The following is a 16,838-nucleotide window of genomic DNA, read 5'->3' as shown; positions in this document are numbered from 1 at the left end:
CAAAAATGAAAAAATATCCTCTCAAATTAACCGCACTTTTATTTTCTTTCTCGGCATTTTCTGTGTTTGCTGAGCAAACCGTAGATATTGAAATTCGGGGGATCAAGGGGGAGCGTGCTATTCGCAACACAGAACTTAATGTTGAGCTGATCAATAAAGAAGAAATGGATGGCTCAGATCGTTATAAGCAACTTGTTACTGATGCCGTAGATAAAGGTTTGCGTGTATTTGGTTATTATGATTCTTCAGTCACTTTTGAATTAAAAAAGCAAAAAAAAGGACGGGATCTACTTATTGCCTATGTCAAACCGGGGGAACCTACGCGAATTGCAGGTACGGATGTCCAAATTGAAGGGGAGGCTACGCAAGATGAGGCGTTTGATGATTTGCGTAAAAATTTACCAAAAGAGGGCGAGTTAGTTGAACATCAAAAATATGATGATTATAAAAGTAGCCTTTCCAGCCTTGCTCTCGCTCGTGGTTATTTAGAGGGGAAATTTGCGGTTTCCCGTTTAGAGATTAGCCCGGAAACCCATCAGGCTTGGTGGCGAATGCTATTTGATAGTGGCGTGCGTTACCATTATGGCGAAATAAAATTCAATAGTACGCAAATTCGTGAAGATTATTTGCAAAATATGTTAAAGATTAAATCGGGCGATCCTTATTTACTAAATCAACTTTCTGAGCTGAGCAATGATTTTTCTTCGACGAATTGGTTTAGCTCCGTGTTATTACAGCCTCAAGTCGATGAAGAAAATAAAGTCGTAAATTTAGATGTCTTAATGTATCCCCGTAAAAAAAATGCGATGGAATTAGGGGTTGGATTTGCTACAGATACCGGTCCTCATTTACAAATTGGTTGGACAAAACCCTGGATTAATGATCGTGGACACAGTTTTCGTAACAATCTTTATGTATCTTCACCAAAGCAAACCCTTGAAGCGATATATAAAGTCCCACTCTTAAAAAATCCCTTGAATTATTATTACGAATTTTCTGCCGGTTTAGAAAATGAGGATAAAAATGACACTAAAACCACCTCCATGACATTAGCTGGGCTACGTTACTGGAATAATGCCGAAGGTTGGCAATATTTTGCCGGTGTGAGGGCGCGTTATGATAAATTTACCCAAGCGGATGTTGATGATAAAACCCTTTTGGTTTATCCAACAGGTGGTTTTAATCGAACCCGCTTGCGTGGTGGAATGTTTCCGACTTGGGGGGATTCACAAAAAATCACCGTAGATGTGGCTTATAAAGGGTTACTGTCTGATGCAAGTTTTTTTAAAGTGCAAGCTTCAACGGGGTGGATTCGCACTTATGCGGAAAATCACCGTATTATCACTCGTGCCGAAATAGGTTATTTAAACACTAAAGATATTAATAAAATCCCACCGACATTACGTTTTTTTGCTGGGGGTGATCGTAGCGTACGTGGTTACGGTTATAAAAAAATTTCACCTAGAGATCATAATAACAAACTTGTGGGTGGTTCTCGTTTGCTAACAGGATCTTTTGAATATCAATATCAAGTTTATCCTTCTTGGTGGGGGGCAACTTTCGTGGATGCTGGGTTTGCAGCAAATCGTTTTACTCATGAAGAATTACGCTATGGTGCGGGTCTCGGTGTCCGTTGGGCATCACCTGTGGGGGCGATTAAATTTGATATTGCGACCCCAATACGAGATAAAGATAAGAGTAGTAACATTCAATTCTACATTGGCTTAGGTACAGAAATTTAGGTGAAAATTATGTCGAAACAAGAAATAAAAACGGAAGATACACCACCTCAATCCATACCCGAGAAGAAAAAAAGCGGTTTCCGTAAAGCCATTTGTATAGGAAGTGCGGTCATTTTTGTACCTGTTGTTGCTCTTGTCGGAATGCTTTCTTTTGATGCCGGGCAACGAGGACTAATTCGGGTGGTGGATAACCTGCTTGATGATCTTTCTATTGGACATATTGAAGGAGGGTTACAACAGGGGCTAATTTTGCAAAATATAGGTTATCAAACGGCAGGCGTTGATACTAAAATTGCTCAAGCTCGCTTACAGCTGGATTTTGGCTGTTTACTTTCTCGTAAAATTTGTGTGGAAGATGTGGATATTAAATCTCCCGAGATTTTTCTAGATACTACTAAATTAGCGCCATCAGAACAAAAACAGATGGAATCTTCTCCGATGAAAAAACTGAGTTTACCAATCAGTCTTGATGTGAAAAATGTCACTGTGGATAAACTCAGATTCCAGCTTGATCAAACTCATATTGACCTTGAGCATTTTCAAAGCGCGGTCAGTTTAAATAATGAATCGGGCTTGATATTAGCACAGACTGAACTTAATAAGCTTAATGTTAAACATGTTCAACCCAACCCAACAAAAAAGCCGGCTGAACCGAAAAATCATCAACCGGTGGATTGGGATGCCATTGAACAAAATCTTACTCCTGCATTTTTAGGCAATTTAAATGAAGTGAATTTGCCCTTTGATATTCATATTCCAAGCCTTGTTGCGAAGGATTGGCAATATCTCTTACAAAACGAACAATCTGAAGAATTACAACGTATTGGTCTGTCTCATTTGATGTTACAAGCCGATGTCACAGGATATGAGGTTAAACTTAAAAAATTAGCCTTAGAAAGTTCATTAGGTAATTTAGATTCACAAGGTTCATTACAACTTAATGGTGATTTTCCGGTTGATTTGAGCTTAACTTCTGCACTTAATGCGATTCAATCCGAAGGAAAAGATATCCTTTCTAAAACAGATGTACAATTTTCTCTTTCAGGATCGCTGAAAAAAACAACCGCACTTTCTCTCACAACAAAGGGGGGGCTGGATGCACAGCTAGATGGTGAGGTGAAATTAGCAGAAGATAAAATGCCATTAAATCTCACCTTAAAGGTCTCTAAGGGGCAATATAGTTTTGCCGAAAATTTAATGCCGCTCAAAATTAACGATGTGGCATTAACCTTAAGCGGTGATTTGCTTGATTATCAAGCAAAATTAGTGGGTGATGTGGAGGGGATGACGCATATTCCTCACACACATTTATCACTTGATGCGGGGGGGAAATTATATGAAGCGAAGATTAATGAGTTTAATCTCAAGACGTTAGACGGTTCGGCAATATTAACGGGATCGGCAAGCTGGAAATATGGTGTGAAATGGGAGGCAAAAGCGGATTTAAGCAACATGAATATTCGCCCTTATGTTCCTGAGATGCCGGCGGTGCTGTCTGGTAAATTGGCCGTATCGGGTGCGGCGGGGAGTGCCGGTTGGCATGTGGATATCCCAACATTAGATTTAAGCGGTAAGCTTTCCAATCGTCCACTAAGTTTGAAAGGTAATTTGCTCTTAAGTGATAAGGTATTGGTGAATATTCCGGTGCTCTTGCTGAATTACGGAGAGAATCGGCTTCATGCCAAGGGTGAATTGAGTGAGCAATCGGATCTCACATTAGATATTCATGCACCAAATTTATGGGGGTTATATGCTGATGTGGCAGGTTCGGTAGTAGGAAAAGCCACAATAAAAGGTAAATTGAGCGAACCTCATGTGATAGTTGATCTCAATACACAAAATCTCCATTGGCAGACTCTAAATATTGCCGGTGCAACGATTAAAGGCAATCTTTTGAGTGCTCCCCTATTGAAAGGAGAGCTAAGCGTAAAAGGCGGAAATATTCGTTATGGCGATACGGTAGCAATACATTCCGTCAATTTAACGCTGACAGGTGATGAAAAAAATCACAAATTAGTTTTCGCTTCTCAAGGTAAACCAGCGGCAGCAAATTTACAAATCTCTGGGAATTTTGACCGCACTTCACAGCAATGGAAGGGCACGTTGAGCCAAGTAAAAATTGATACGCCGATTGGTGAGATAAAACCAAATCAATCTATTTCTGTCACCTATGATAATAACTTAACACAAGCTTCAATTAGCACACATTGTTGGGTAAATAGCGATGTGGATTTGTGTTTCCCTCAGGACTTTAGAGTGGGAGAAAAAGGGGAAATTCCATTTAGCGTCAAACGTCTTAATTTGAATTTAGTAAATAAATTGACTGAGCAAGATATGTTGAAGGGACAGTTGCGTAGTGAAGGAAAAGTGGCTTGGTTTAGCGATAAACCGTTCATGCTAAATGTATCACTGAACGGTGATAACCTTTTGGTGACGCAAAAATTAGATTACCGCACATTTAAACTTGCTATTCCAAAGTTGACATTAAATACAGATATTCAAAATAACAATCTGACATTAAAATCGGATATCAGTGTGCAAAATCAAGGCCGTATCCACACGGATTTGAAATTGAATGATTTAAGTGGCGCCCGTCATCTTGGCGGAACATTCCGTATTGAACGATTAAATTTAGCCTTATTAAATCAGTTATTCAGTCATGGAGAAAACATCAATGGTGAAATTGTTTCGACACTCACACTAGGAGGAAATCTTGAAAAACCGTTGCTAAACGGGCATTTCGATCTTCGTCACCTGAAAACCAAACTAAAAATGCTCCCTTTTGAAGTGACAAATGGTGAAATGGCACTTCGTTTTGATGGCACTCATTCCACTTTACAAGGCAATATACAAACACCCGCAGGCAGTTTAAGAATGAATGGTCGTGCAAATTGGACAAATTTATCGGTGTGGAGTACGGAGGTGAGAGCCGAAACCGAAAACTTTAAACTTGATCTCCCCTCAATAGGAAAACTTCGCCTTTCTACTAACGTGTTAGCAAAGGCTACGCCAAAGTTATTGGAATTATCGGGAAATGTGGATATTCCATGGGCACGGATTAAGGTGGATGCTTTACCGGAGAATGCCGAGCCGGTAAGTGAAGATGAAGTGATTTTAAATGGCCCGCGTAAAAGTAAAGAAGTGTTGATTAATCGAGAGTTTGCCTCCACTACCCAATCCGGTATGGAAATTCGTTCTGATTTAAAGATTAATATCGGCAATGATGTCCATTTCGATGCTTACGGTTTTAAATCTAATTTGGATGGATTACTTGCTGTTAAACAAGAAAAAGGGCGCTTGGGTTTATATGGTCAAATTGATTTAAAAAATGGGCGTTACGCCTCTTTTGGACAGGATTTAATCATCCGTAAAGGACAAATTCATTTTGCCGGCTTGGCTTCACAGCCAATGTTGAATATTGAAGCTATTCGTAATCCGGATGCTATGGAAGACAGCAAGATTACGGCTGGGGTAAAAGTGGTAGGCGTGGCAACCAATCCGGAAGTAACGGTTTTTTCTAATCCAACGAAACCGCAAGATCAGGCGCTTTCTTATTTACTCACAGGGCGTTCTTTAGAAGACAGTGGGCAAGCCGGATCAGGCGGCTCGGTGGGGGCGGCATTACTTGGCATGGGATTGGCAAAAAGCAGTAAACTTGTAGGTGGCATTGGCGAAGCCTTTGGTATTCAAGATTTAAATCTTGGCACGGCTGGAGTGGGTGATAGCTCAAAAGTGCAAGTAAGCGGTAATATTGGTAAACGCTTGCAGGTAAAATATGGGGTCGGTCTATTTGATGGCTTAGCGGAGGTGACTTTACGCTATCGATTACTCCCACAACTTTATTTCCAATCGGTCTCTAGTACAAACCAAGTATTTGATTTACTTTATCAATTTGAATTTTAGGAATGATTTTATGAATAACGAATGGCAAGCCGAACAAGAGATTTTGTCTTATCCTCGAACGAATACCCGTGAAATTGCGGCGATTGATCTTGGTTCAAATAGTTTCCATATGATTGTGGCCAGAATTATGAATGGCTCTATTCAGGTGTTATCACGTTTAAAACAAAAAGTGAAATTGGCGGAAGGATTGGACGAAAATGCCGTATTAAGCCAAGAAGCTATTAGTCGAGGTGTAAATTGTTTGGCATTATTTGCTGAGCGTTTGCAGGGATTTACGCCGGAAAATGTGAATGTTGTCGGCACCTATACTTTGCGAAGAGCGGTCAATAATGACGAATTTTTACGCCAAGCGGCAGCAGTTTTCCCTTATCCGATTAATATTATTAGTGGGCAAACTGAGGCAAAAACTATCTATGCCGGGGTGTGTCATACGCAGCCGGAGAAAGGCAGAAAATTGGTAGTGGATATTGGTGGTGGCTCTACTGAAATGATTGTAGGCGATGATTTCACACCGATTGTTGCAGAGAGTCGCCATATGGGGTGTGTGAGTTTTGCATCAAAATATTTCAAGGATGGCAAAATTTCTCAAGAAAATTTTGAAAAAGCCTATCAAAGTGCGGTCAATAAAATAGAAGATCTAGGTTGGGAATATCGCAATCTTGGCTGGCAATCCGTATTGGGTTCTTCCGGTACGATTAAAACCGTGCATCAAGTAATTGTGGCTACTTTAGATCCGAATGGCATTATTACTAAAGCCCGTTTAGAGGATTTAATTGAGCAAACATTGCGGGCGCAGCATTTTGATGAATTAAATATGATGGGATTGAATCCGGAGCGAGTGGATGTTTTTGTCCCGGGATTGGCGATTTTAAGTGCTGTGTTTGATGTGTTTCACATTGGGCAGATGCGTTATTCCGATGGTGCGTTGCGTGAAGGAATGATTTACAGTCTTGAGAGAAATTTCCAAGTCGCAGATATCCGAGCACGTACAGCATGGGGACTAACAGAACAATTTGATATTGATACTGAGCAGGCTCATCGCACCGCAGGCAGTGCAAATCTACTGGCACATCAATATACCCAATGGATTAAACCGGCACAGGCAGAGGAAATGAAAAGTGTATTGCTTTGGGCTGCACACCTACATGAAGTGGGGATTGTGATTAACCATAAAGGTATGCAAAAACATTCGGCATATATTCTACAAAATATGGAACTGCCGGGATTTGATCGGGAGCAACAACGTTTGCTCGCATTGCTTGTGCGCTTACACATCGGCACATTAAAAATCACCGATTTAACGCAATTTGCCCGTTATGATGAACAAGATGTACTGGCATTAATTCGTTTATTACGTCTTGCGGTGATGTTGAATAAATCTCGCCAAGCCACAGAGAAAACCCAAAAAATTATGCTTAAGACCAGTCGTATTTCTACGGATTGGATATTAGAATTTGAACAAGGCTATCTTGAACGAAATCCACTGATTTGGAATGAACTTCGTCAAGAAAGTCATAGTTTGAAAGAGTTGGAATTGGGGCTGGTGTTTAATTAACCTGAGGGCGTGATTGACCGCATCTCGTAAATTTGTTTTTGCTCTAACAATAACGAATAAAGATTTGCTAAAAAATAGGTTTGTTCCGCATGGGGAATGTCAAAAGGCATAAAAGAGAGCAAATCTTTGTGAATTCTTAAAACTTGCGGAAAAATGACCGCACTTTGGATTTCTTTAAACATCTCTTGGTAGAGGGGAGACGCGCAGCCTCCACGTTCAATGCGCCCAAGGCTACAAGCGACATGGAACAATAACATATCGACCAACTTAGAATTGACATCTGCTTTCCAATAATGCTCTAGACGATCACGCAACTGAAATATCACATCAATAATCGGCTGATTAATCTGTTTACGTAATTTCCAGCGTTCAAGTTGATTAAGCAGTCGCATTTTGGTTCCTGTTCCTCTAAAATTATCTCCCATAATCTACCGCACTTTATGTAAAGAAAACAGTGCATAGATCACAAATTGGTAACAAATCATAAAATTCATAAGGAATTAACAAAGATGATAGACAATACCGTTTTCAATCGCTATGAGGGGTTGATTTTTGATATGGATGGCACATTGATTGATACGATGCCGGTACATGCCCGTGCTTGGGGAAGGGTGGGAGAACAATTCGGCTATGAGTTTGACAGCCAAATTATGTATCAACTGGGCGGGGCGACAGTGCGAACTATTGCTTCGGCGATTATGGAAAAAGCCGGTATGCCGCAACGCTACCTTGATGAAGTGATTGAGGCAAAACGAGCACTTTCTTATCAATTAATTCCTACCGAATCAAAATTACTTCCCACTTTTGAGATTGTTCGACATTTTCATCAAAAAAAGCCGATTTCATTAGGTTCCGGCTCTCATCGCCATTTAATTGATATGCTAATGGAGAAACTTGCGATTGCGGATTATTTTGATGCGATTGTCAGTGCCGATGATGTAAAACAACATAAACCTCATCCGGAAACATTCTTACGATGTGCGGAATTAACAGGTGTGAATCCGGCAAATTGTATTGTGTTTGAAGATGCGGATTTAGGGGTTCAGGCAGGATTAAATGCAGGAATGGATGTATTTGATGTGCGTACGCAGCAACTGATTAAAGCATAAAGAATGACTGAATATGAAAAAATGATGGCCGGATTGGCGCATTTACCTGAAAAAGCGGAATTAAAACGTATGCGCCAACAGGCTCGAGAAATCTTGTTTGAATTTAACCGCACTTCACCGAATGATGATGACACGCAAAATAGGTTGATCAGAAAATTGTTTGGTCAAGCGGATAAAACGACCGCTATTAATGCCCCTTTTCACTGTGATTATGGGATAAACATCAAAGTAGGGAAGAATTTCTTTGCTAATTATCATTGTGTGATGTTGGATAATGGTGGTATCACCATTGGTGATGATGTGATGTTTGCACCTAACGTAAGCCTTTATACCGTGGGGCACCCTTTAGATGTCGAATTGCGTAATATGGGGTGGGAGCAAGCCAAGCCGATTACTATTGGCAATAATGTTTGGATTGGCGGCAGTGTCGTGATTTTACCGGGGGTGACGATAGGCGATAATGTTGTAGTGGGTGCCGGTAGTGTCGTGAATAAAGATTTACCGAATAATGTTTTAGCATTTGGTAATCCTTGTCGTGTTGTACGGGAAATAACCGAACAAGATCGCGAAAATTATATACGAACTTATCAACCCAATTTCTAATATGGATTGGTTTTCCTTTAGTTTTTGGGCTGAAACTTGGCAAAATCATTCACTATGGTTAATGTTTGCCAGTGCTTTTTTAAGTGCCACCGTGCTACCCGGTAATTCGGAAGTCGTCTTTATAACATTGGCTATTCCAAAATTAACTTTCAATTCCGTGTTCGGTTCGGATATTTTAGGACTCGTTTTTATTGCCACATTGGGAAACGGTTTAGGCAGTCTTACGACTTATGCGATTGGTCGCTGGTTTCCTAAATTTGAAAGTAAAAATGACCGCACTTTGTGGGTTATGGAAAAGCTGCAACGTTATGGTGCAGGGGTATTGTTACTGAGTTGGTTACCGATTATCGGCGATTTATTTTGTGCGGTCGCAGGTTGGCTACGTTTAAACTTTACAGCAAGTTGCCTATTTATTTTTATAGGCAAATTGATTCGTTATACATTGTTATTGTTTTTAAGTACGCCGTTCTTATAAAATGCCTAAAAAAAGCCCTTCAACGAGTGAAGGGCAAATAACCTAAGGAACCAATTTTATTAAAACAACTGCAAGTTGCTCGTATTCTAAGACCCAATACTTGCCGGAAAGTTCAGGAATAAATTGAAAAAATTGACAATTTCTTGAATAAAATTTACAACCAAATGATTTATAAGGAAAAGTTTATGCCATTACTTGATAGTTTTAAAGTGGATCACACGAAAATGAATGCTCCTGCAGTACGTATTGCAAAAATAATGCAAACGCCAAAGGGCGATGACATTACCATTTTTGATCTACGTTTCTGTATTCCAAATAAAGAAATTCTCCCACCAAAAGGGATTCACACTCTTGAACATTTATTTGCCGGTTTTATGCGTGATCATTTAAATAGTGATAGCGTAGAAATTATTGATATTTCACCAATGGGCTGTCGTACCGGTTTTTATATGTCGTTAATCGGTACGCCAAACGAACAACAAGTCGCGCAAGCATGGTTAGCATCTATGCAAGATATTCTGAATGTCAGAGATCAAGCGGCGATCCCTGAATTAAATATTTACCAATGTGGTACTTATACAGAACATTCTCTTGATGAAGCGCACGAGATTGCTAAAAATGTTATTGCTCGTGGTGTTGGGGTGAATAAAAATGCTGAACTTTCCCTTGATGAATCGTTATTAAAATAAGGAGACAATATGACAACCCTTGGCACCGCATTAAGCCCGAATGCAACGAAAGTGATGATGCTTGGCTCTGGTGAGTTAGGTAAAGAAGTGGTGATTGAACTGCAACGTTTAGGTGTAGAAGTCATCGCAGTCGATCGTTACGAAAATGCACCCGCACAGCAAGTGGCACATCGTGCTTATACGATTTCTATGTTAGACGGCGATGCACTGAAAGCTTTAGTAGAAAAGGAAAAACCTGATTATATTGTGCCGGAAGTGGAGGCGATTGCCACAGCGACCTTAGTGGAATTGGAACAAGCCGGTTTTAATGTTGTCCCAACGGCAAAAGCAACGCAACTCACCATGAACAGGGAAGGCATTCGCCGTTTGGCGTCAGAAGAATTAGGTTTACCAACCTCCGCTTACCAATTTGTGGATAACTTTGACGATTTCCAATGTGCGGTAGAAAAAATCGGTATTCCATGCGTGGTAAAACCGATTATGTCTTCATCCGGTCATGGACAGAGTATTTTGAAGTCAAAAGACGATCTACAAAAAGCATGGGACTATGCGCAGGAGGGGGGACGTGCCGGTGCAGGACGTGTCATTGTTGAAGGTTTTGTTAAATTTGATTATGAAATCACCTTACTAACGGTTCGCCACATTAATGGAACGAGTTTCCTTGCCCCTATCGGACATCGCCAAGAAGATGGTGATTATCGCGAATCTTGGCAACCGCAAGCTATGTCTGATAGCGCATTACAAAAAGCGCAAGCCATTGCAGAAAAAATCACCGGCGCATTAGGTGGACGAGGCATTTTTGGCGTGGAAATGTTTGTTTGTGGTGATGAGGTGATTTTTAATGAAGTTTCTCCCCGCCCTCATGATACCGGTATGGTGACTTTAATTTCACAGGAATTATCTGAATTTGCCCTTCACGCTCGAGCAATTTTAGGTTTACCAATTCCTGACATCACGCTTATCAGCCCATCGGCATCCAAAGCCATTGTGGTGGAAGGAAAATCAAAAAATATCCAATTTAGTGGAATTGATAAAGCCCTTGCAGAACCGCACACCAATATCCGATTATTTGGTAAAGGCGAAGTCAACGGGCATCGACGCTTAGGGGTGTTGTTAGCACGGGATATTTCCGTTGAAAAAGCGTTGGAGAAAACAAAACGGGCTTATGCGCAGTTGGACATTAAGTTGTAGTTTTGCGAATTTTTAAATGATAAAGTGCGGCCAATTTTGACCGCACTTTTGCTTTGGATTACCATTGATAGCGATATAATGCTTGGATTTGATAAGGTTTGTCGTAACGTTTTCCGTCTGCACGGCTGATTTCTAAACCGAAACGATGGTTGGTTATCCTTGCATTCACACCTAGAATACTTTCAAAACGCCCACGGCTATCTTCAACATTGAGTGCCGCATTTGCATAATGAATTTTGCTGTTGTTATTGCGACTGGTGATAGCATTAATTTCTGCATAAGGTTGTAAATTCCAGCCGTTAGCTAGAGCAAAACTTTTCGCTGCACGCAAACCGACACGGGAGTAAACGGAAGAAAGGTTATCTTCATTTTCTTTACCTTGAACGTGCGTCCAGCCTAATTGTGCTTGTGGCGTGATGATCCAATCGCCACTCAATTTGAATTGTTTACCGAGCTCACTTGACAGCGTATAGGCATTGTAACGATGTTTTTCTGTGTGATCGGATTGTGCTTTCAAACGGCTATATTTCACAATGTTATCCACATAAATGCCGTTGTTAGCGAGATAAGTGGCGTATAAGCCCACCGTATTACTACGTACCTTGCCTTCGCCATAATTGCCATTGAAATCAACGTCGGCTTGGCTACGTCCGATAAATCCACCTAGTCGGAAATTATCATTTACAGCAGCGTCCGCTCCCACTTGTAAACTGTGAACATTTTGTTTGAAGCCGGAAGTTTGGCTGTTACCGGTAGAAAGTGCGGTCAATTTTTCACGAGAATTTACATTGCGTACCCATACATTGCCTTTCTCTCCGTTTTTCACTTCGCCTAAACGTTGATGAATACCGCTGAGTTCATTTTCGACAAGCAATAATTGGGCTTGGCGGAGTGAGACCTGTGCATTGGCTTTATTGGATAATAAGGCAGTTTGCGGTAAAGTCGGGTTGGTAGGTTGAACAGGGATAACTGGCGCAATAGGTACAGTCGGTATGTTTGGTGTTTCCGGCTGAACGCTAGGATTTGTAGGCTCTATTGGTGTACTTGGTATTTCAGGTTGTACATCGGGATTTGTTGGGGCTATTGGTGTAGGCATTTCCGGTTTTACATCCGGTGTTTTAGGTGGCGTAACCGCACTTTGTGAATTTGCTAAGACCCAGTTATTTCCTTCTTTGGTTAGGAAATACTGATATGCACCTAAATCCACACGGTTATTCGGGTTGGTTAAGCTAAATGCCGCATTTCCGCCATTAGTTTCAACGAGTGTCAGTTTACGGTTAGCCACTGCAACACCATGATCCGTTACCCCTAGTTTGTGGTTTCCTTCTGCTGTACCTTCTACAATAATTTTATCGCCTTTATTTTCAGCGATATTGGTATTAAGGTTAAATGTGCCCGAGCCGGTGAGGTTGCCTTTAATAGTGAGAGTTTGGAAATTATCGCTTTTTTTTAAATTGATAACGCTATTGTTCAGTGTAAGATTACTTACGCTTGAAAGCGTTGCTCTATCATCAAGTCCGTTGATTGTCCAAGTTGAATCCGTTAAATTAACATTAATCGTACTTTCATGTTGATTTTGTTCATCTTTATAAACATTTATACGCCCATTCAATGTACTATTATTTGCTGTAAATGTAATATTTTCAGTAAGAGAATAACCATAATAAACAATATTTTCAGCTCTCATGAGAACAGGTGCACTTAGGGTTGAGTTATTAACAGTAATTTGAACTTTGCCTTCGGTATCCTTGTCGCCACGCCAATCTGAGATCCCCGCAAATGCACGTTTATCTGATGTTAATGTAGAATTAGTAATATTAATAGATAAAGGTGTGTTGTCTGCTTCATAAGATAAAGTCGATGCGTAATCAGTTGCAGTAAGTGTAATATTTTCTAAATTCGCAGTACTATTTTTATAAAAAAACACCCCTTCATTACCTGAACCAGTTAGGGATATTGTTGCATTCTTTACATTTACAGTGGAATTATTCAAAACGAAAGTTTCACTTATTTTTCCATGATCTACTTCTGTTTTATAACTGCCCCCATTGATATTAACAGTCGAATTCACGGAGTGGAGCGCATTCTGAAGGTCATTCAGGTTTGCTGATAATGTCACATTATTAAGCGTTACATCAGAATTTCCAATACGAATCCCTGAAGGTTTTCCACTTGAAATAGAAACTTGAACGTTAGTAATAGTAGTATTTGGGCTATCTGTAATTTCAAGTTTCCCCCTCCAACGATTGAGATCTTGTTGATTGATCACACAACCATTTAGCGTTGCACCATTTTTCCCAATAATATCCACACCACTAGGACTACAAGCCACTTCATCAGCCCATGCCAAATTCGTCATACTTAATGCCACTGCCACTAAACTCAGTTTAAAAGTGCGGTCATATTTCTTATTGTTTTTCATTTTTGGTTTCCTTTAAATATAAAAAAGCCGATTTCATACTAAATCGGCTTGAATTTTATCTATTTAGTTACTAACCCGCAACGGCAATACGTTTCATATCCGTCATATAGCCACGTAACTCTTGACCGATTAATTCAACCGGATGGTTACGGATTGCATCGTTTACATCACGTAAGGTAATGTTGTCGATTTCAACGGTTGGAGTTGGTTCGCCTAAGTCACCTTTTTGCAGGGTTGGGATAATTTCTTTGGCAAGAATTGGGGTCGCTACGTTAGAGAATAAGTAGTTACCGTATTCTGCGGTGTCAGAAATCACCACGTTCATTTCATATAAACGTTTACGTGCAATCGTGTTCGCAATTAATGGTAATTCGTGAAGTGATTCGTAGTAGGCGGACTCTTCATAAATACCGCTTTCTACCATGGCATCAAAGGCTAGTTCAACACCGGCTTTCACCATGGCGATCATTAATACACCATTATCAAAATATTCTTGCTCGCTGATTTTGCCATCATATTTTGGTGCATTTTCAAAGGCGGTTTTAGCGGTCGCTTCACGCCATGCCAATAAATCTTTATCGCCGGTTGCCCAGTCTGCCATCATGGTTTCAGAGAAGTGACCGCTAATGATGTCATCCATATGTTTGTAGTATAAGAACCCGAGTTTTTCTTTAATTTGTTCAGAAAGCTCGAATGCACGTAATTTTGCACTGTTGGATAAGCGATCCATCATTAACGTGATACCGCCTTGTTTTAAGGCTTCGGTGATGGTTTCCCAACCATATTGGATTAATTTTCCGGCATAGGCAGGATCTTTGCCGTCAGCCACTAATTTGTTGTAGCACACGATAGAACCGGCTTGCAACATACCGCAAAGAATGGTTTGCTCTCCCATTAAATCGGATTTCACTTCTGCGACAAATGAAGACTCTAACACACCCGCACGATGACCGCCGGTTGCTGCCGCCCACGCTTTGGCAATTGCCATACCCTCACCTTTCGGGTCATTTTCAGGGTGAACGGCGATTAAGGTTGGTACACCAAAACCACGTTTGTATTCTTCACGCACTTCCGTACCCGGGCATTTTGGCGCGACCATAACAACGGTTAAATCAGAGCGAATTTGCTCGCCTTGTTCAACGATGTTGAAACCATGGGAATAGCCGAATGCTGCACCTTGTTTCATTAATGGCATTACATCTGCCACCACTTTTGAGTGTTGTTTATCCGGTGTGAGGTTCACTACTAAATCGGCGGTTGGAATTAATTCTGCATAAGTGCCAACCTTGAAACCGTTTTCCGTTGCACGTTGAAATGAAGCACGTTTTTCTGCAATGGCTTCAGGGCGTAACGCATAGCTTACATCTAAACCGGAATCACGCATATTTAAACCTTGGTTTAAACCTTGCGCACCACAGCCTACGATGACAATTTTTTTACCTTTTAGAAAATTTGCTTCATCGGCAAATTCTTCACGATCCATAAAACGACAACGACCCAATTGGTCTAATTTTTGACGTAAATTCAATGTGTTGAAATAGTTAGCCATATAGTTTCCTTAATGTTGTAAGGGTGAATGATTGTATGATGTTGTGTTTGCATAGTTTTTATTTTGAATGGGATTATAAGGTTTTTTGTGGTTGCGTAAAGTGATATTATAGGAATATGATGTTGTGGTTTTTGCAATAATATTTGTCTTATTTGGCATCGGCTTTCGCCGATGGGCGACCTACTTTCTTTTACTCGTGTAAAAGAAAGTAGGCAAAGAAAACACGCCCCAGTTAAATCGCTAATCTTTGCTTTATTGTCATTTTCTTAACGCTAAATTTGTAAACTCGCTACGCTCAAACAGTACAAATTTAGCTAAAAATGCCAAGTCGCAAAGGCGATTTATATGGGGCCCCGAATATATCAGAGCATTTAATGTAAAAGTGCGGTTGATTTTAAAATTATTTTATTCTACAAAAAACATGGCGAATTTTAACCGCACTTTTGGGGTTCATAGAAATAACAAATCAGGTTCCCTTCTTTTCCGCCTTTGTGGAGTTGAATTTGTAGGAAATTTTCGTCTGTTTGAGCAACGTAGTTGCGAGTTCAGAAAATTTCCGTCAAGCAAATTCAATGTAACAAAGGAAATAAGGAAAAGCAGGGCGTGTTTTCTTTTTGCCTACTTTTGCTTTGCACGAGCAAAGAAAAAGTAGGTCGCCTTTGGGCGAAACCCGATATTAACTATTTAAGGAATACAATGGACTTCACCGATCTCAATTTATTCATTAAACTAGCGGAAACCAAAAACTTCGCTAAAACCGCCACTCAAAATCACATGTCCCCCTCCACTCTTTCACGCCAAATTCAACGTATGGAAGAAGAACTGGGGAAAACTCTTTTCATTCGTGATAACCGTCAAGTCAATCTCACCGAATATGGTGAGAAGTTTCTCCAATTTGCTAAGACGGAATGGCAAAATTGGCAACAATTAAAACAACAATTCAATGACGAGTCGGATGAACTGAGCGGTGAACTCAAACTGTTTTGTTCCGTCACGGCATCTTATAGCCATTTGCCACAGATCTTAAAACAATTTCGCCAACGTTATCCAAAAGTGGAAATTCAGCTCACCACGGGTGATCCTGCTCTTGCTTTGGAATTTATTCAAATCCAACAAGCGGATCTTGCCCTTGCAGGGAAACCGAATAATCTGCCGACCAGTGTAGCATTTCACAAAATTGACGATATTCATCTTTCATTGATTGCACCACGTGTTGCCTGTTTGGCGACACAATTATTGCAAGAGAAACCTATTAATTGGCAACAAATGCCTTTTATTTTTCCCGTGGAAGGTCATGCAAGACAACGGATTGAGCAATGGTTACGTGAAAAGCAGATTAAACATCCGAAAATTTATGCGACAGTAGCCGGGCATGAAGGCATTGTGCCAATGGTCGGCTTAGGGTTTGGCTTGGCGATGTTACCCGATGAAGTAATTAATAATAGCCCAATGAATGATCAAATTTCCCGTTTAAATTTAGATGTCCCTGTTGAACCTTTTGAATTGGGGATTTGTACACAAAAAAGGAACTTAACCCTGCCCTTAATTCGTGCCTTTTGGTCAATGTTGGAATAGAATGGGGTGGATTATTTCGATTAAG

Annotated in this window: 12 protein-coding genes; 9 read left to right on the top strand and 3 right to left on the bottom strand. The window is 40.4% G+C overall.

Annotated elements, in window-relative coordinates; genetic code table 11:
* Nucleotides 1-5 precede the first annotated feature (5 nt).
* Genes tamA through ppx form a run of 3 tightly spaced genes read left to right on the top strand, consistent with a single transcriptional unit; the run spans nt 6 to nt 7,200 of the window.
* Nucleotides 6-1,742, top strand: a complete 1,737-nt coding sequence (gene tamA / locus BKK54_RS02715) for an autotransporter assembly complex protein TamA (protein WP_077541284.1) — start codon at nt 6-8, stop codon at nt 1,740-1,742.
* Nucleotides 1,743-1,751: 9 nt separating this feature from the next.
* A complete protein-coding gene (gene tamB / locus BKK54_RS02710) occupies nt 1,752-5,645 on the top strand; it encodes an autotransporter assembly complex protein TamB (RefSeq protein ID WP_077541282.1) in 3,894 nt (1,297 codons plus the stop codon).
* 10 nt (nt 5,646-5,655) lie between these two features.
* On the top strand, nt 5,656-7,200 hold the full coding sequence (ppx, locus tag BKK54_RS02705; RefSeq protein WP_077541280.1) for an exopolyphosphatase: 1,545 nt from the start codon (nt 5,656-5,658) through the stop codon (nt 7,198-7,200).
* Here ppx and BKK54_RS02700 read toward each other — a convergent pair.
* Entirely contained in the window at nt 7,197-7,592 is a 396-nt protein-coding gene (locus tag BKK54_RS02700; RefSeq protein WP_077541278.1) for a PRD domain-containing protein, read from the bottom strand. The genes ppx and BKK54_RS02700 overlap by 4 nt on opposite strands.
* Nucleotides 7,593-7,709: 117 nt before the next feature.
* On the opposite strand from BKK54_RS02700, the gene BKK54_RS02695 reads away from it, so the two are divergent.
* The 5 genes from BKK54_RS02695 to purT all read left to right on the top strand — a co-directional run bounded on the left by BKK54_RS02695 (nt 7,710) and on the right by purT (nt 11,267).
* Nucleotides 7,710-8,309 carry a beta-phosphoglucomutase family hydrolase gene (locus tag BKK54_RS02695; protein ID WP_077541276.1) on the top strand — a complete coding sequence of 200 codons (600 nt, stop codon included), beginning with the start codon at nt 7,710-7,712 and terminating at the stop codon, nt 8,307-8,309.
* A 3-nt stretch (nt 8,310-8,312) separates the two neighbouring features.
* Nucleotides 8,313-8,912, top strand: coding sequence for a sugar O-acetyltransferase (locus tag BKK54_RS02690; RefSeq protein ID WP_077541274.1), 600 nt, complete (start codon nt 8,313-8,315; stop codon nt 8,910-8,912).
* Between the two features lies 1 nt (nt 8,913).
* A complete protein-coding gene (locus BKK54_RS02685) occupies nt 8,914-9,387 on the top strand; it encodes a YqaA family protein (RefSeq protein WP_077541272.1) in 474 nt (157 codons plus the stop codon).
* Between the two features lie 185 nt (nt 9,388-9,572).
* The gene (luxS, locus tag BKK54_RS02680) at nt 9,573-10,076 is read left to right on the top strand and encodes an S-ribosylhomocysteine lyase (protein ID WP_077541270.1); all 504 of its coding nucleotides are present in this window, start codon (nt 9,573-9,575) and stop codon (nt 10,074-10,076) included.
* Nucleotides 10,077-10,085: 9 nt separating this feature from the next.
* Complete coding sequence (purT, locus tag BKK54_RS02675; protein ID WP_077541268.1) at nt 10,086-11,267, top strand: formate-dependent phosphoribosylglycinamide formyltransferase; 1,182 nt, start codon at nt 10,086-10,088, stop codon at nt 11,265-11,267.
* Nucleotides 11,268-11,325: 58 nt separating this feature from the next.
* On the opposite strand, the gene BKK54_RS02670 is transcribed toward purT, so the two are convergent.
* Together BKK54_RS02670 and ilvC are read right to left on the bottom strand one after the other, a co-directional pair.
* The gene (locus BKK54_RS02670; RefSeq protein ID WP_077541266.1) at nt 11,326-13,689 is read right to left on the bottom strand and encodes an autotransporter outer membrane beta-barrel domain-containing protein; all 2,364 of its coding nucleotides are present in this window, start codon (nt 13,687-13,689) and stop codon (nt 11,326-11,328) included.
* Between the two features lie 70 nt (nt 13,690-13,759).
* Entirely contained in the window at nt 13,760-15,238 is a 1,479-nt protein-coding gene (gene ilvC, locus BKK54_RS02665) for a ketol-acid reductoisomerase (protein ID WP_077541264.1), read from the bottom strand.
* Between the two features lie 696 nt (nt 15,239-15,934).
* Here ilvC and ilvY point away from each other — a divergent pair.
* Nucleotides 15,935-16,813 carry an HTH-type transcriptional activator IlvY gene (gene ilvY / locus BKK54_RS02655; protein WP_077541262.1) on the top strand — a complete coding sequence of 293 codons (879 nt, stop codon included), beginning with the start codon at nt 15,935-15,937 and terminating at the stop codon, nt 16,811-16,813.
* The last annotated feature ends 25 nt before the right edge of the window (nt 16,814-16,838 follow it).

This window comes from Rodentibacter genomosp. 1 (assembly GCF_001999285.1).
Taxonomy (GTDB): Bacteria; Pseudomonadota; Gammaproteobacteria; order Enterobacterales; family Pasteurellaceae; genus Rodentibacter.
Note: the sequence above shows the minus strand (reverse complement) of the source record. Positions and strands in the feature narration are given on the sequence as shown.